Below are 12691 nucleotides of genomic sequence, written 5' to 3' on the forward strand. Positions count from 1 at the left end.
TTGCGGAGGGGGAACGCCCGGTCCCATCCCGAACCCGGAAGCTAAGCCCTCCAGCGCCGATGGTACTGCACTCGCCAGGGTGTGGGAGAGTAGGTCGCCGCCGACATCAAACATCGAGAAGGCCCCGGAACCACTGGTTCCGGGGCTTTCTCGCGTTCTCGGACGACTTCCGGCGCGGATTCTGCCGTGCCGCGGTGGGGGCGGCACCCGCGCGTCCGGGGGAGCACCCCAGCGACGGACCAGGCCGGCGTCGCCAGGCTCGTTCCCCGAGGCGCGCCCAGACGGTGCGCAGACCGTCGGGGAGGACTCACTGTGTCGACGTCGATCGTCCGGGCCGGCCCAGCGTGGGCCGAGCCACCCACCGTCCCGCTCGCCGCCGACCCACCGACGGTCCCGCTCCGGACGGCGCCCGCGCGGGGAGGGGGCCGGGTGGCCGGGGTCGACGCGGCGCGGGGTGTGGCGCTGCTGGGCATGATCGCGACGCACGTCTTCCCGGTGTTCGGCGCCGACGGTGCGCCGACCGCGGCGACGGTGATCGCGGCGGGCCGGGCCGTCTCGACGTTCGTGCTGGTGGCCGGGGTCAGCGTGGCGTTCCTGGCCGGTGCCCGCAGCGGTGGGCGGGCGGGCGGACGGGGCGCCGCGGCGGCAGGCCTGGTCGTGCGCGCAGCCCTGATCGGCCTGCTCGGGCTGCTGTTCGGCGTCCTCGCCCCGCAGAACGGGATCGACGGGATCCTGCCCTTCTACGGGATCTTCTTCCTGCTCGCCGTGCCCCTGCTCTGGCTGGGGCCCCGCGCGCTGGCCGCAGTCACCGTCGTCGCGTTCCTGCTCGGGCCGGTCGTGCTCGTCGCCACGGCCGGCCTGTCGCGGGCGGCCACCGATCCCACCCTCGCCACGCTGGTCCAGGACCCGGGTGGGCTGCTGCTCCAGCTGTGCGTGACGGGCGAGTACCCGGCCGTCGTGTACGTCGGGTACCTCGCGGCGGGGCTGGCGATCGGTCGGCTCGACCTGTCGTCACGACGGGTGGGTTGGGGCCTCGTCGGCGGCGGGCTGGCCCTCGCGGCCGGGTCGCGCCTCGTCTCGTGGATCCTGCTGTACCCGCTGGGAGGCCTCGCCGAGCTCACGGCGGTCGCCCCGCACGGCAACGCCTCGACCGCGGAGGTCGCGCAGCGGTTGCTGTGGGAGGCGCACCCGATGCCGACGTGGTGGTATCTCGCCCTGCCCACACCGCACGGGCACACACCGGTCGATCTCGCGCACACGCTGGGCTGCGCGATGGCGCTGCTGGGCACCCTGCTGCTGTTGACCCGGGTCGAGGCCCTGCGTCGGCTGCTCTCCCCGTTGGCGGCGGCGGGCGCGCTGTCGCTCACGCTCTACTGCACCCACCTCGTCGTGCTGGCGAGCGGCGTCCTGTCCGACGAGCCGGTGCTGCTGCTCGTGGCGATGGTCCTGGGGGCACTGGCGGTCGCGGTGGGATGGCAGCGGACCTTCGGACGGGGACCGCTCGAGACGCTCGTCTCGGTCCCCGCGACCGCCGCGCGGCGCGCGCTCGGCGGGCGGAGGCGCGCACGGGAAGACAGGACGACGCAGGGGGCCGGCGCGACCCTGCCGACCCGGCGCCGCGATCCGGCCCGGGTGGCCGCGATCGCGCTGGTGGTCGCCCTGCTGGGGCTGGGGGCGCTGGCCGTGCTCGGGTCCGAGGGCCGGCACGGTTCGGCCGGGGCCACGGACGAGGTGGAGACGGTCGTGGGACCCGACACGGAGGCCGGCGACGGCGCCGACGGTTCGACCCTCGCGCCGCTGCCGCCGGGCAGGGCCGGCGACCAGGACCGTGACGCTGATCGTGACGAGGACCGTGAGCCGGGCGGTTCGGCCGACGAGCAGCCGGAGGGCCCGGCCGACCCGCCCTCCTGAGCCCCGTTCCGTGCCGGGACCCGGGGTCGGTCAGCGGCGGAACAGGCGGATGCCGGCGCTGCGGCGGAACCGCGGGCAGGCGCAGGTCACGCACTCGGTGCCGCGACGGTAGTGCTCGTGGGCCGTGGCGCCGTGCCCGCAGCGGCAGGCGGCGTCGACGACGCCGGCCACGCGGGCCGAGGCCGGGGTGGCCGGGGCCGCAACGGCGACGTACGGAGCGGCAGGGCGGTCCGGGAGGATCGCGGTCATGCTGGCTTCTACCCCCGAGGAGAAGTCCGGTTGTTCTGTGTTCACCTCGCTCGTCGCGCGTCCGGCCCGGAACGTGTCGCCCGGACGGCCGGTTTCATCACTGTTGAGGACGGCCCTGTCCAGCTGCGCCGACCGGGCCGGCGGCACGGCCACGCCGGGCGTGCGCGGGGCCTCGCGGTCGTCGTTCCAGCGGGCAGGAACACCCGCATACACGTAAATTCCCTCCCACACTCGGGCGAAACGCGCACCGGGTGAACGGCCTCGGAAGTGACGAGAGGAGGGCGACGGTGAGCCTCTGGCAATACGTCACCGAGAGATGGGACCGGCTGTCGCTCCAGGCGTGGCTCCACCTGAGCGGCGTCGTGCAGTGCACGATCCTCGCGGCCATCATCGGCGTGGCCGTGGGCATTGCGGTCTACCGCAGCCCGGCCGGCTCCGCGGTCGCCACCGCGTTGTCCAGCACGGTCCTCACGATCCCGTCGTTCGCACTGCTCGGCCTGCTGATCCCGATCGTCGGCCTGGGCGTGACCCCGAGCGTGATCGCGCTGACCCTCTACGGCCTGCTCCCGATCGTGCGCAACACGATCGTCGGGCTGGCCGGGGTCGATCCCGCGGTCACCGACGCCGCGAAGGGCATCGGGATGAGCCGGACCGGCGTGCTCACCCGCGTCGAGCTGCGGATGGCCTGGCCCGCGATCCTCACGGGCATGCGGGTCTCGGCCCAGATGCTCATGGGCATCGCCGTGATCGCGGCCTACGCCAAGGGCTTCGGGCTGGGCTCCGAGGTCTTCTCCGGGCTGACCCGGGCCGGGTCGGCCAACTCCCTGAACCAGGCGCTCGCCGGCACGCTCGGCGTCGTGATCCTGGCCCTCCTCCTCGACGGGGTCTTCGTCCTGATCTCCCGTCTCACCATCCCGAAGGGTGTGCGTGACTGAGATGACGACGTCGCCGACCGCCGATGTGACCACCAGCGACTCCTCGGGCGTCTCCGGAGCCGAGATCCGGCTGGACCGCGTCACCAAGCGCTACCCCAACACCGCCGCCCCTGCGGTCGAGGAGTTCACGATGACCATCCCGGCCGGGAAGGTCGTCGTGTTCGTCGGGCCCTCCGGCTGCGGCAAGACCACCACGATGCGGATGATCAACCGGATGGTCGAGCCGACCTCCGGCACCATCACGATCGGCGGCCAGGACGCGCTGCACATCGACCCCGACCAGCTGCGCCGTACCATCGGCTACGCCATCCAGCAGGCGGGGCTCTTCCCGCACTACACGGTGGCGCAGAACATCGGGGTGGTGCCAGGCCTGCTCAAGTGGGACAAGAGGCGGATCGCGGCCCGGGTCGAGGAGATGATGGACCTCGTCGGGCTCGACCCGGGCACCTTCGCGAACCGCCTGCCGCGCCAGCTCTCGGGCGGCCAGCAGCAGCGCGTCGGCGTGGCCCGGGCGCTCGCCGCCGACCCGCCGGTGCTGCTCATGGACGAGCCGTTCGGCGCCGTCGACCCGATCACCCGCGGCAACCTGCAGGACGAGCTCATGCGGCTGCAGTCCGAGCTGGGCAAGACGATCGTGTTCGTGACCCACGACTTCGACGAGGCCGTGAAGCTCGGCGACAAGATCGCCGTACTGGGGGACCGGTCCACGATCCAGCAGTACGACACCCCCGACGCGATCCTGGCCAACCCGGCCAACGACACCGTGGCCGGGTTCGTGGGTGCCGGCGCCTCGCTGAAGCAGCTCACGCTGATGCGTGTCCGGGACGTGCAGTACAGCACCGACGAGGTGCTCACCGTGACCGAGGACGAGCACCCCGCCACCGTGGCGGACCGGCTCACGCGGGCCGGACGCACCTACGCCCTGGTCGTCGACGTGCGGCACCGGCCGCTGCGCTGGGTGCACGTCCGGGAGCTCGCCGGCCGCAGCTCGCTGCAGCAGGCGGGCAAGCCGGTCGGCGACTCCGTCAGCACCCAGTCCACGCTGCAGGACGCGCTGGAGGCGATCCTCACCGAGGGCGGCCGGGCCGTGGTCACGGGCACGCGCGGCGAGGTCGTCGGCACCATCGACATCACGACCGTCACGGACGTGATCGCCGGCGTCCGCGAGGAGCACGGGGTGGGGGAGGCCGGATGACCGCCGTCGCGGAGGGTCTGCCCGGCGTCAGCAAGACCAGCGCCGTCGAGCGCAGGCCCAGCGTCACCTCCCGGTCGGAGCGCTTCCGGCTGTTCTTCCAGCCGATCGCGGTGGTCGTGATCGTCGCCGCCGTCGTCATCTGGGCACTGACCAGCGACCTCAACGCCAACGAACGCGAGACGCTCAACCTCCCCACGATCATGGGGCTGCTCGGGCAGCACGTCGTGATCACGATCGTGGTCAGCCTGCTCGTCGTGGCGATCGCCGTCCCCCTGGGCGTGGCGCTCACGAGGCCCGCGCTGAAATGGCTCGCCCCGGTGTTCCTGGCGATCGCCAACGTCGGCCAGGCGGCGCCCGCGCTGGGCGTGATCGTGCTGTTCTTCCTCTGGTCGGGCATCGAAGGCCTGTGGGCCGTCGCAATCCCGCTGGTCTTCTACACGCTGCTGCCGGTGCTGCGGAACACGATGGTGGGCATCCAGCAGGTCGACCGCTCCCTGATCGACGCCGGGCGGGGGATCGGGATGTCGGCAGGCGGCGTGCTCATGCGCGTCGAGCTGCCGCTGGCCGTGCCACTGATCCTCGCGGGCCTGCGCACCGCCCTGGTGCTCGCGGTCGGCACCGCCACGTTGGCGTTCTTCGTCAACGGCGGCGGGCTGGGGGAGCTGATCGACACCGGCTACAAGCTGCAGCTCAACTCCGTGATGTACGTGGGCGCGGTCCTCGCGATCGGGCTCGCCCTGCTCGTCGACTGGCTCGGCGGCATCGCGGAGCGGTGGCTGGCCCCGAAGGGAGCCGAGTGATGCGGCGGATCCGGCGCGTCGGGGCCGCGGTGGCCGCCGTCGCCTCGGCGGCCCTGCTGGCGGGCTGCGGGCTGTCCACGAACACCGCCGTCCCGTTCACCGTCACGCCCGGGTCGATCAAGCCGGTGCCGGCACTCGAGGGCGTGCCGATCACCGTGGGGTCCAAGGACTTCACCGAGCAGATCCTGGTCGGCTACATGGCCGAGCTGGCGCTCTCGGCGGCCGGCGCGGACGTCAAGGACCTCACCAACATCCAGGGCTCGTCGAACTCCCGGCTCGCGCTCAAGACCGGCGACATCGACCTGACCTGGGAGTACACGGGCACGGGCTGGATCAACTACCTCGGCCACACCGACCCGATCCCGGACGAGCAGGGCCAGTACGAGGCCGTCCGCGACGAGGACCTCAAGGAGAACGGCATCGTCTGGCTGCCGTACTCGGAGCTGAACAACACCTACGCGTTCGGCACCACGAAGGCGTACGCCGAGCAGCACGACCTCAAGACCGACTCGGACATGACGACCTTCCTGAAGCAGAACCCGGACCAGGGCGTGTTCTGCGTGGAGACCGAGTTCGCCAGCCGCCAGGACGGCCTGCCGGGCGCGGAGAAGGCCTACGGGTTCACGCCCAAGGAGGTCAAGACCTTCGGCACGGGCGCGATCTACGCCGGCATCGCCAACGGCACCTGCAACTTCGGCGAGATCTTCACGACGGACGGTCGCATCGCCGGGCTGAACCTCGCGGTGCTGGAGGACGACAAGAAGTTCTTCCCGCAGTACAACATCTCCGTCGTGCTCCGCGAGGACACCTACAAGGCGCACCCGGAGATCGAGCAGGTCATGCAGCCCGTCGCGAAGGCGCTGAACAACGACGAGATGATCGAGCTCGGCAAGAAGGTCGACGTCGACGGGGAGGACCCGGGCATCGTCGCCCGGGACTGGATGATCCAGAAGGGCTTCATCGGCCCCGACACGTCCTGACCGCTCGCACTGTGGAGCCATGATGCGCGATCGGCCCCGGTACCGGCCGCGTTATGGTTCCACAACGCGTTCAGAACGCTGTGAAAAGCGCGTTATGGTTCCATAACGCGTCCAGGGTGCCGGGAAAAGCGCGTTATGGTTCCATAGCGCGTTCAGGGCGCCGTGAAAAGCGCACTATGGTTCCTTACTGCGTGTTCAGGCGGGGCAGACGGTGCCGTCGCGGGGGACCGACCCCGCGACGAGCACCTGCTCGACCAGGGCGGTCACGCAGGCGTTGCGCGGGTAGGCGCCCTGCCCGGCCCCCTGCCAGCCGACGAAGGAGCTGCGGCCGAGCAGCTGCGCCACCCGCCGCGACCCGTCCTGCGGGGCGCGCAGGTCGGCCGCCGTACCCAGGACGAGAACCGGCGGGGTGTCGGCGGGCAGCGCGGTGAGGGTCGGCGCGCCCGCCGACGCGGGCCACGGTCCGCACGCCAGCAGCCGCTGCGCCGCCGCGGCCCCGAACAGCGGGTACTGCGTCGACCACCGGTCCGCCAGCTGCGCGACCTCGGGCGGGGCGAGCCGGCGGGTGGTGTCGTTGCAGGCCGTGGCCAGCTCGTCGTCGAACGTGCCGCCGGCGCCGAGCAGGGGGGCGAGGAAGGCGATGAGCCCGTGGGGGTCGCCCGCGCCGGCCGCGGCCAGCCCGGAGGCCAGCGCCGGCCAGCGGGCCGGCTCGCCCAGCCCCGTGCGCAGGGCGGCGAGCGCTCCGCCCGCGGTGAGCCGGTCGCCGTCGGCCGACGCGAGGGGGCGCGCACCCAGCCCGGTGACGACGCCGGCCACCGCGGCCCGCGGGTCCGCGCCGAGCGGGCAGCCGCCCCGGGCCACGCAGCTCGCGGCGAAGGCGTCGAACGCGGCCTCGGCCGCCCCGGCCCGGTCCTCGCTGCGCTCCGGCTCGTCGGAGACCAGGTCGACGGGGGAGTCGAGCACCACCCGACCGACCGACCGCGGGTGCGCCGCCGCCCACCCCGCGACCGCGCTGGCGCCGTCTCCGATCCCGACGACGTCGAGCCGGTCCACCCGCAGGGCGGTCCGCAGCTGCTCGAGGTCTGCGGCGGTGGAGGCGCTGCGGTACGAGCCGATCGTGTCGTCGAGCAGCAGGTAGCAGTCCTGCACCACCGACCGCGCCTGCTCCAGCAGCGGTCCGAGGTCCGTCCGGCCCCCGACCGGCGGGGTGTCGGTGATCGCCGCGCGCGCCTCCGGCGGGGCGCAGTCGAGGAGATCGCTGCCGGTGCCGCGCCGGTCCAGCCCGACGAGCTGGTACTGCGCCAGCACGGAGTCGGAGACCAGGGTGGCGAGGCGCCCGGCGGCGCGGGCCGAGCCGCCGCCGGCGCTGTCGCCGACCACGACCAGGGCCGGGCGGGTGCGGGGGGCGTCCGCGGTCCCCACGCGCAGCACACCGAGGCGGGTCGCTCCCGCGCCGGGATGGGCCGGATCGGTGGCGACGGGGAGCTCGCCGCAGCTCGCGGCGAGGGCGCGGCCTGCCGGCGCCGGGAAACCGGCCGCCGCCACGGCCTCGAGCGTGTCCGTGGTGCAGTCCGCGTAGTCGAGCAGCGGGTCCTGCTCCTGTGGTGCGGGCAGCGCGTCAGGGTCGGCCGGCGCGGTCGCGGTGGTCGGCGGCGCGCCCGGGCTGCTCTCGCCGCGCACCGCGACGGGCGGGCGCTGCGAGGGCCCGACCGAGCAGGCGGCCAGCAGGAGCACGCCCAGGAGCGCGACGATCACGACGCGTGCACGAGCCCCCACGCTCCCAGTCTGCCCGTCCCCCGGTGAACCGGTCGTTAGTGGGCGGTCCAGCCACCGTCCTGGACCAGCGAGACCCCCGTGACGGACGCGGACGCGGGGCCCCACAGCACGCTTGCGAACTCGGCGACCTCGTCGGGCTCGATCAGCCGTTTCACCGCGACGGGGGTCAGCATGATCTTCTCGACGACCTCCGCCTCGTCGAGGCCGTGGTGGCGGGCCTGGTCGGCGATCTGCTTCTCGACCAGCGGGGTGCGCACGTACGCGGGGTTGACGCAGTTGCTGGTCACGCCGTGCGCCGCGCCCTCCAGCGCCGTGACCTTGGACAGCCCCTCCAGCCCGTGCTTGGCCGCGACGTAGGCCGACTTGTAGGGCGAGGCGCGCAGCCCGTGCGCACTGGAGATGTTGACGATCCGGCCCCACTCCCGCCGGTACATGTGCGGGAGCACGCGCCGGACCAGCCGGAACGGCGCCTCGAGCATGATCGTGAGGATCTGGTGGAACAGCTGCGGGTCGAAGTCCTCGATCGGGGAGACGTGCTGGCGACCGGCGTTGTTCACCAGGACGTCGACGTCCCCGGGGAGGGCGTCGACGGCGTCGAGGTCGGTCAGGTCGCAGGGCAGGGCCTCGATGCCCTCGACCTCGGCGGCCAGGGCCCTCACGGCGTCGGCCGAGAGGTCGACGGCGTACACGCGGGCCCCGTCGGCGGCGAGCCGGCGGGCCATCGCCGCCCCGATCCCACTGGCCGCACCCGTGACCAGGGCGGTGCGGCCGGACAGGACGGGAGGAGTGCTGGGCGTCATACCGTCGAGGCTAACCAGCGATCACGCGACGCGCGGAGCCTGCGTGACCGAGTCGAGCTCCAGCCGCACGGCCACCGGCAGGTGCGCAAGGCCGAGCGCCCGCCGGGCCTCGGCGACGACCTCGGTCTCGAGGCGGCGGCACACGTCCGCGACGTCGGCCTCGTCGGTGACCCACACGGTGAGCCGCAGCGCCGGGGTGCCGGTCGAGCCGACCATCCGCGCCCGCGCCCGGCCGACGCCGGGCAGCGCGGCCGCCCGGTCGCCGACGGCCCCGGCTACCGCTCCGGCCGTGACCAGCAGCGTGCTGTCCGTGCTCCCGTCGAGCAGGAGGTCGGGCCGGCGCTCCGGGCGCAGCGATCGCACGGCCCACCACAGCCCGAGCACCACGAGCACCACGCCCACGGCGATCGCGACCCACCGCCACAGCTGCTGCTGCGCGCGCAGGGCGTCGACGATCAGCGGGTCCAGCAGTGGCCGGGCGGCCCGCCCGGCACCGAACACGCCGTAGCCGAGCAGCGCGGCCAGCGTCCCCGCGGCCAGCAGCACGAACCCCAGCAGTGCGAGCCAGATCCGGTCGACGCGGGCGGACCGGGCCACGGCCCTCCGGGAGCCGCGCAGCACCCGCCGCGGCGGCGCGGCCGTGCCGGTCGTCGGGGCGTCGGCCTGCACGTCGGTCGTGCTCATCGGGGTTCCTTCCGGCCGCGGGTGGACACGGCGACGCGCGGGCGCCGGGCGAGGGGCAGCTCGTCGAGCAGGGCCGAGACGCGGCCGCGGACGGTGTCGGTCAGCCCGCGGAACCCGCCGTCGGGGTCCGGCCAGCCCTCGGCCCGGACGACGACGGTGCGGGCCGAGGCGCTCACGGTCGCCGCCGCGACGTCGTCGGACTCGCGGACGGTGCGCCCGACCAGGCGGGCGAGCACCTGCGGCGAGGTCGCCACGGTCATCTCGGGGGTCGGGGCGGTGAGCGCGACGTCGTGCCGGCGGGCGAGCAGGGCGACCAGCAGGAGCAGCAGCCCGACCACGGCCACGCAGATCGACACGACGATCACCGGCCGGTCCGACCAGGTCAGCTCGGAGAGCACGAGCTGCCAGGCGGGCCACGGCACCACGAGCCCGCTCGAGGCGGGCCGGACCCAGGCGGTGACGACCTCGATCACACCGATCGCGCCGACCGCGGCCAGGGCCAGGCCCAGCAGCGGCGACAGCGTGCGGAGCAGCACGCGCACGGCAGACCTCCTCTATCGGATCCGGGGCTGGACGGGAGCCGTCGGCTCGCGCAGGCCGGAGACGGTGACGGCGAGCGAGCGGACCCGGTACCCGGCGATCCGCTCCAGCTCCGCGGCGACCCTCTCCCGCACCGCGGCGACGGTCTCGCGCACGGGGGCGGGATAGGCGCAGGTGAGCTCGAGCCGGACGTCGACGGCGTCGCCCGTGGCGCTGATCCGCGCCCGCGGCCCGGAGTCGCCGATCTCGACCCCGGCGACCCGGCGCTCGCGGTGCAGCGTGCCCGGGACGAGGTCGGTCGCGTGCTCGACGATCTTGCGGAGCACGAGGGGTGCGATGTCCAGGGCTCCACGCTCGTCCGCGTCGGGCGCCCAGCCGGGCAGCGCGACGCCGGCCGGGGCCCGGCTCGCCGGGCTCGGGACAGGGGACGGGGCCGGGCGGGCCGCGGCCGGGGCGCTCACTTGTCGCGGGCCCGGCCGAGGACGCCGGACAGGTCGAGCTCGCCGTCGAGGAACCGGCCGACCGCGAGCCCGATCGCGCCGAGGACCAGCACGATGACGAAGGCGACGAACCCGCCGAACGCGGCCGCCAGGCCGAGCAGGAGACCGGCCAGCAGGCCGGTCTGGGTGGCGTTCATTCTCGTTCCACTCCTGGATCTGGATCGGGGTGACCCGGCCCGGGGCGAGCCGGGTCGGGGGAGGGCCGGTCCACGCGGGTGCGGGTCCGGCGGCGGGCGGTCCGGATCGCGGCGACGACGATCCGGACCGCCAGCGGCAGGTCGGGGACGATCTCGACCGGGGCGTCGTAGCGCCGGTCGTCGGGCACCGCCCCGGGGCCGGCGGCCCGCGCCGCCCGCAGGTGGGTGAGGCCCGCCACGAAGGCCTCGGGGTCGCCGCCCCGGTCCGGGTGGTGGTCGCGGACGAACGCGCGGTAGGCCGCCCGTTCCTCGCGCGTCCACGGCTCCGGCGCCGGGCCCCCGCTCACGGGCCGATCTCCACCGTGACGTCCGGCCCGGCCGGCCCGGTGACGACGTCGGAGACGGTGACGTCCACCGGACGCCCGCCCGCCACCGCCGCCACCCGGGCGCGCAGCTGGGCCACGACCTCGGGGATCGGCGCCGCGAGGGACAGCACGACGGCGACCTCGACGGGCCCGCCGTGCTCGTCGACCCGTACGCCGACGAGCCGGTGCCCCGGCAGGTACGTGGCGACGGCGCCGAAGATCCCGCCGTCGAGCCGGACGACCGCGGGGTGCGCGGCCACCCGTTCGGCCACGCGCCGGGCGAGCTCGTCGGCGGCGTCGCGGTCCGCGCCCGGTGCCGGACCCGTCACTCGACGCGCGACGGGGCCGGCGTGGCGGGCACGGGCGGCGCCTCGGGGCCGTCCTCGTCGGGCAGGTGGATGTCGTTGACCGCGATGTTGACCTCGATGACCTCGAGCCCCGTCATCCGCTCCACCGCGGTGATGACGTTGCGCCGCACCGCGCGTGCGAGGTCCACGATGGACGCTCCGTACTCCACGACGATGTCCAGGTCGATCGCGGCCTGCTTCTCGCCCACCTCGACCTGCACGCCCGCGATGTTCGACGCGCCGGTGCCGCCACCGGGGATGCGCTCGCGCAGCGCCCCGAACGTGCGGGAGAGGCCGCCGCCCATCGAGTGGACGCCGGAGATCTCGCGGGCCGCGATGCCGGCGATCTTCTGGACGACCGACGCCGCGATCGTCGTGCGGCCCTGCGCGGTCTCCTCGGCCAGCCGGCCCGGGCTGCCCGCGGTACCCGCGGCGGCCGAGGTCGACGGGGTGGCGGCGGCGGGGACGCCGCCGGTGGTGCTGCCGGTGGTGCTGCTCATGCGTACTCCTCGGAAGCCCGTGGGGTGCGCCGGTGTCCGGCGCCGTACACAGCATCCGACGGACCGGGCCCCGGCACCCTCACGCCGCTTCACCCGATCGGCGGATCGTCGCTCTCAGGTCGCCGCGCGGGCGTAGCGCAGCAGGAGCGTGCCGTCCTCCTCGAGCACCGACACGAGCGCCATGCCCTCGGGCGCCCGGCCGCCCGGCCCGTGCGCGATGCGCCCGGCCCCGCCCGCGGCCAGCAGTGGCGAGAGGGTGAGGCAGAGCTCGTCGACGGCCCCGGCGGCGATCAGGTCGCCGTGCAGCCCTGGGCCGCCCTCGCACAGCACCCGCCGCAGGCCGCGCCGCTCCAGCTCGCCGAGCAGGGTCGCGGGGTTCAGGTCCGGCAGCTCGACGACGTCGGCGCCGGCCGCGCGCAGCGCCGCCCGCCGCTCGGCGGGCGCCCCGGCGGTGGTGAGCACGATGGTCGGGACGGAGGTGTCCGTGAACAGCCCGAGGTCCGGTTCGAGCGCGGCCGACCCGGTGACGACGGCGATCGGCGGGGGAGCGTCCCGGCCGATCGTCGGCCTGCGGGCGCCGCGGTAGCGCTCCGCCCGCGCGGTCCCGGCGCCGACGAGCACCACGTCGGCGAGCCGCCGCAGGGCACCGAACACCACCTTGTCCGCCGGCGTGCCCAGCCCGCCGGAGCGGCCGTCGACCGAGACGGCGCCGTCGAGGCTGGACACGAAGTTGACCCGCACCCAGGGCCGGCCCGGGTCCGGCGGGTACGCGTACACCTCCGGCAGGTCGTCCGGGGCGAGGTCGGCGGGGTCCGGCAGCAGTCGGCGCACCGGGTCATCCCAGCACCTCCGGCCGACCGGCGCGCCCCGTCGTGTCCCGGCGGGCCCCGTCGTCGGGCGGGCGCCACGGACCGGATCCACAGAGGTGTGATCCACGGGAAGGGCGCCAGGGGTTTTCGCACGGACGAGCTA

At 74.6% G+C, this 12691-nt stretch carries 16 protein-coding genes and 1 rRNA gene; 6 read left to right on the forward strand and 11 right to left on the reverse strand.

Annotated elements, in window-relative coordinates; translation table 11 throughout:
* Together rrf and LWC35_RS40450 are read left to right on the forward strand one after the other, a co-directional pair.
* Nucleotides 1-106: ribosomal RNA gene (rrf, locus tag LWC35_RS24665) — 5S ribosomal RNA — on the forward strand; the annotation flags it as partial.
* A gap of 323 nt (nt 107-429) precedes the next feature.
* Nucleotides 430-1911, forward strand: coding sequence for a heparan-alpha-glucosaminide N-acetyltransferase domain-containing protein (locus LWC35_RS40450; protein WP_232872631.1), 1482 nt, complete (start codon nt 430-432; stop codon nt 1909-1911).
* Nucleotides 1912-1941: 30 nt separating this feature from the next.
* On the opposite strand, the gene LWC35_RS24675 is transcribed toward LWC35_RS40450, so the two are convergent.
* Nucleotides 1942-2160, reverse strand: a complete 219-nt coding sequence (locus tag LWC35_RS24675) for a hypothetical protein (RefSeq protein ID WP_232872632.1) — start codon at nt 2158-2160, stop codon at nt 1942-1944.
* Nucleotides 2161-2447: 287 nt separating this feature from the next.
* Between LWC35_RS24675 and LWC35_RS24680 the strand changes: the two genes are divergently transcribed.
* Genes LWC35_RS24680 through LWC35_RS24695 form a run of 4 tightly spaced genes read left to right on the forward strand, consistent with a single transcriptional unit; the run spans nt 2448 to nt 6070 of the window.
* Complete coding sequence (locus LWC35_RS24680; RefSeq protein WP_232872633.1) at nt 2448-3095, forward strand: ABC transporter permease; 648 nt, start codon at nt 2448-2450, stop codon at nt 3093-3095.
* Between the two features lies 1 nt (nt 3096).
* Nucleotides 3097-4290 carry an ATP-binding cassette domain-containing protein gene (locus tag LWC35_RS24685; RefSeq protein ID WP_232872687.1) on the forward strand — a complete coding sequence of 398 codons (1194 nt, stop codon included), beginning with the start codon at nt 3097-3099 and terminating at the stop codon, nt 4288-4290.
* Nucleotides 4287-5090 (forward strand): ABC transporter permease, encoded by an 804-nt coding sequence (locus LWC35_RS24690; protein WP_232872634.1) that lies wholly within the window; start codon nt 4287-4289, stop codon nt 5088-5090. The genes LWC35_RS24685 and LWC35_RS24690 overlap by 4 nt, the downstream gene beginning before the upstream one ends.
* Nucleotides 5090-6070 (forward strand): glycine betaine ABC transporter substrate-binding protein, encoded by a 981-nt coding sequence (locus LWC35_RS24695; RefSeq protein WP_232872635.1) that lies wholly within the window; start codon nt 5090-5092, stop codon nt 6068-6070. The genes LWC35_RS24690 and LWC35_RS24695 overlap by 1 nt, the downstream gene beginning before the upstream one ends.
* 195 nt (nt 6071-6265) lie before the next feature.
* Here LWC35_RS24695 and LWC35_RS24700 read toward each other — a convergent pair whose 3' ends face one another.
* From LWC35_RS24700 to LWC35_RS24745, 10 genes are all read right to left on the reverse strand, one after another.
* Complete coding sequence (locus LWC35_RS24700; protein WP_232872636.1) at nt 6266-7846, reverse strand: alpha/beta fold hydrolase; 1581 nt, start codon at nt 7844-7846, stop codon at nt 6266-6268.
* A gap of 35 nt (nt 7847-7881) precedes the next feature.
* Nucleotides 7882-8646 (reverse strand): 3-hydroxybutyrate dehydrogenase, encoded by a 765-nt coding sequence (locus tag LWC35_RS24705; RefSeq protein ID WP_232872637.1) that lies wholly within the window; start codon nt 8644-8646, stop codon nt 7882-7884.
* Between the two features lie 21 nt (nt 8647-8667).
* Complete coding sequence (gene amaP, locus LWC35_RS24710) at nt 8668-9330, reverse strand: alkaline shock response membrane anchor protein AmaP (RefSeq protein ID WP_232872638.1); 663 nt, start codon at nt 9328-9330, stop codon at nt 8668-8670.
* Nucleotides 9327-9872 (reverse strand): DUF6286 domain-containing protein, encoded by a 546-nt coding sequence (locus LWC35_RS24715; RefSeq protein ID WP_232872639.1) that lies wholly within the window; start codon nt 9870-9872, stop codon nt 9327-9329. The genes amaP and LWC35_RS24715 overlap by 4 nt, the downstream gene beginning before the upstream one ends.
* Nucleotides 9873-9884: 12 nt before the next feature.
* Entirely contained in the window at nt 9885-10331 is a 447-nt protein-coding gene (locus tag LWC35_RS24720; RefSeq protein ID WP_232872640.1) for an Asp23/Gls24 family envelope stress response protein, read from the reverse strand.
* On the reverse strand, nt 10328-10507 hold the full coding sequence (locus LWC35_RS24725) for a hypothetical protein (protein WP_232872641.1): 180 nt from the start codon (nt 10505-10507) through the stop codon (nt 10328-10330). Before LWC35_RS24725 ends, LWC35_RS24720 begins: the two co-directional genes overlap by 4 nt.
* A complete protein-coding gene (locus LWC35_RS24730) occupies nt 10504-10854 on the reverse strand; it encodes a hypothetical protein (RefSeq protein ID WP_232872642.1) in 351 nt (116 codons plus the stop codon). Before LWC35_RS24730 ends, LWC35_RS24725 begins: the two co-directional genes overlap by 4 nt.
* Nucleotides 10851-11201: a hypothetical protein gene (locus LWC35_RS24735; protein WP_232872643.1), complete on the reverse strand. Its 351-nt coding sequence runs from the start codon at nt 11199-11201 to the stop codon at nt 10851-10853. The genes LWC35_RS24730 and LWC35_RS24735 overlap by 4 nt, the downstream gene beginning before the upstream one ends.
* Nucleotides 11198-11719 (reverse strand): Asp23/Gls24 family envelope stress response protein, encoded by a 522-nt coding sequence (locus tag LWC35_RS24740; protein WP_232872644.1) that lies wholly within the window; start codon nt 11717-11719, stop codon nt 11198-11200. Before LWC35_RS24740 ends, LWC35_RS24735 begins: the two co-directional genes overlap by 4 nt.
* 114 nt (nt 11720-11833) lie before the next feature.
* Complete coding sequence (locus LWC35_RS24745; protein WP_232872645.1) at nt 11834-12550, reverse strand: pyrimidine reductase family protein; 717 nt, start codon at nt 12548-12550, stop codon at nt 11834-11836.
* Nucleotides 12551-12691: the final 141 nt, after the last annotated feature.

Origin of the sequence: Pseudonocardia kujensis (genome assembly GCF_021283305.1) — a bacterium.
In the GTDB taxonomy this organism is placed as follows: domain Bacteria; phylum Actinomycetota; class Actinomycetes; order Mycobacteriales; family Pseudonocardiaceae; genus Pseudonocardia; species Pseudonocardia kujensis.

Bases quoted from the DNA above. Each gene is read 5' to 3' on its own strand.
- LWC35_RS24675 (WP_232872632.1), bottom strand. From the start codon at position 2,160: ATGACCGCGATCCTCCCGGACCGCCCTGCCGCTCCGTACGTCGCCGTT.
- LWC35_RS24685 (WP_232872687.1), top strand. From the start codon at position 3,097: ATGACGACGTCGCCGACCGCCGATGTGACCACCAGCGACTCCTCGGGC.
- LWC35_RS24690 (WP_232872634.1), top strand. From the start codon at position 4,287: ATGACCGCCGTCGCGGAGGGTCTGCCCGGCGTCAGCAAGACCAGCGCC.
- LWC35_RS24695 (WP_232872635.1), top strand. From the start codon at position 5,090: ATGCGGCGGATCCGGCGCGTCGGGGCCGCGGTGGCCGCCGTCGCCTCG.
- LWC35_RS24705 (WP_232872637.1), bottom strand. From the start codon at position 8,646: ATGACGCCCAGCACTCCTCCCGTCCTGTCCGGCCGCACCGCCCTGGTC.
- amaP (WP_232872638.1), bottom strand. From the start codon at position 9,330: ATGAGCACGACCGACGTGCAGGCCGACGCCCCGACGACCGGCACGGCC.
- LWC35_RS24725 (WP_232872641.1), bottom strand. From the start codon at position 10,507: ATGAACGCCACCCAGACCGGCCTGCTGGCCGGTCTCCTGCTCGGCCTG.
- LWC35_RS24740 (WP_232872644.1), bottom strand. From the start codon at position 11,719: ATGAGCAGCACCACCGGCAGCACCACCGGCGGCGTCCCCGCCGCCGCC.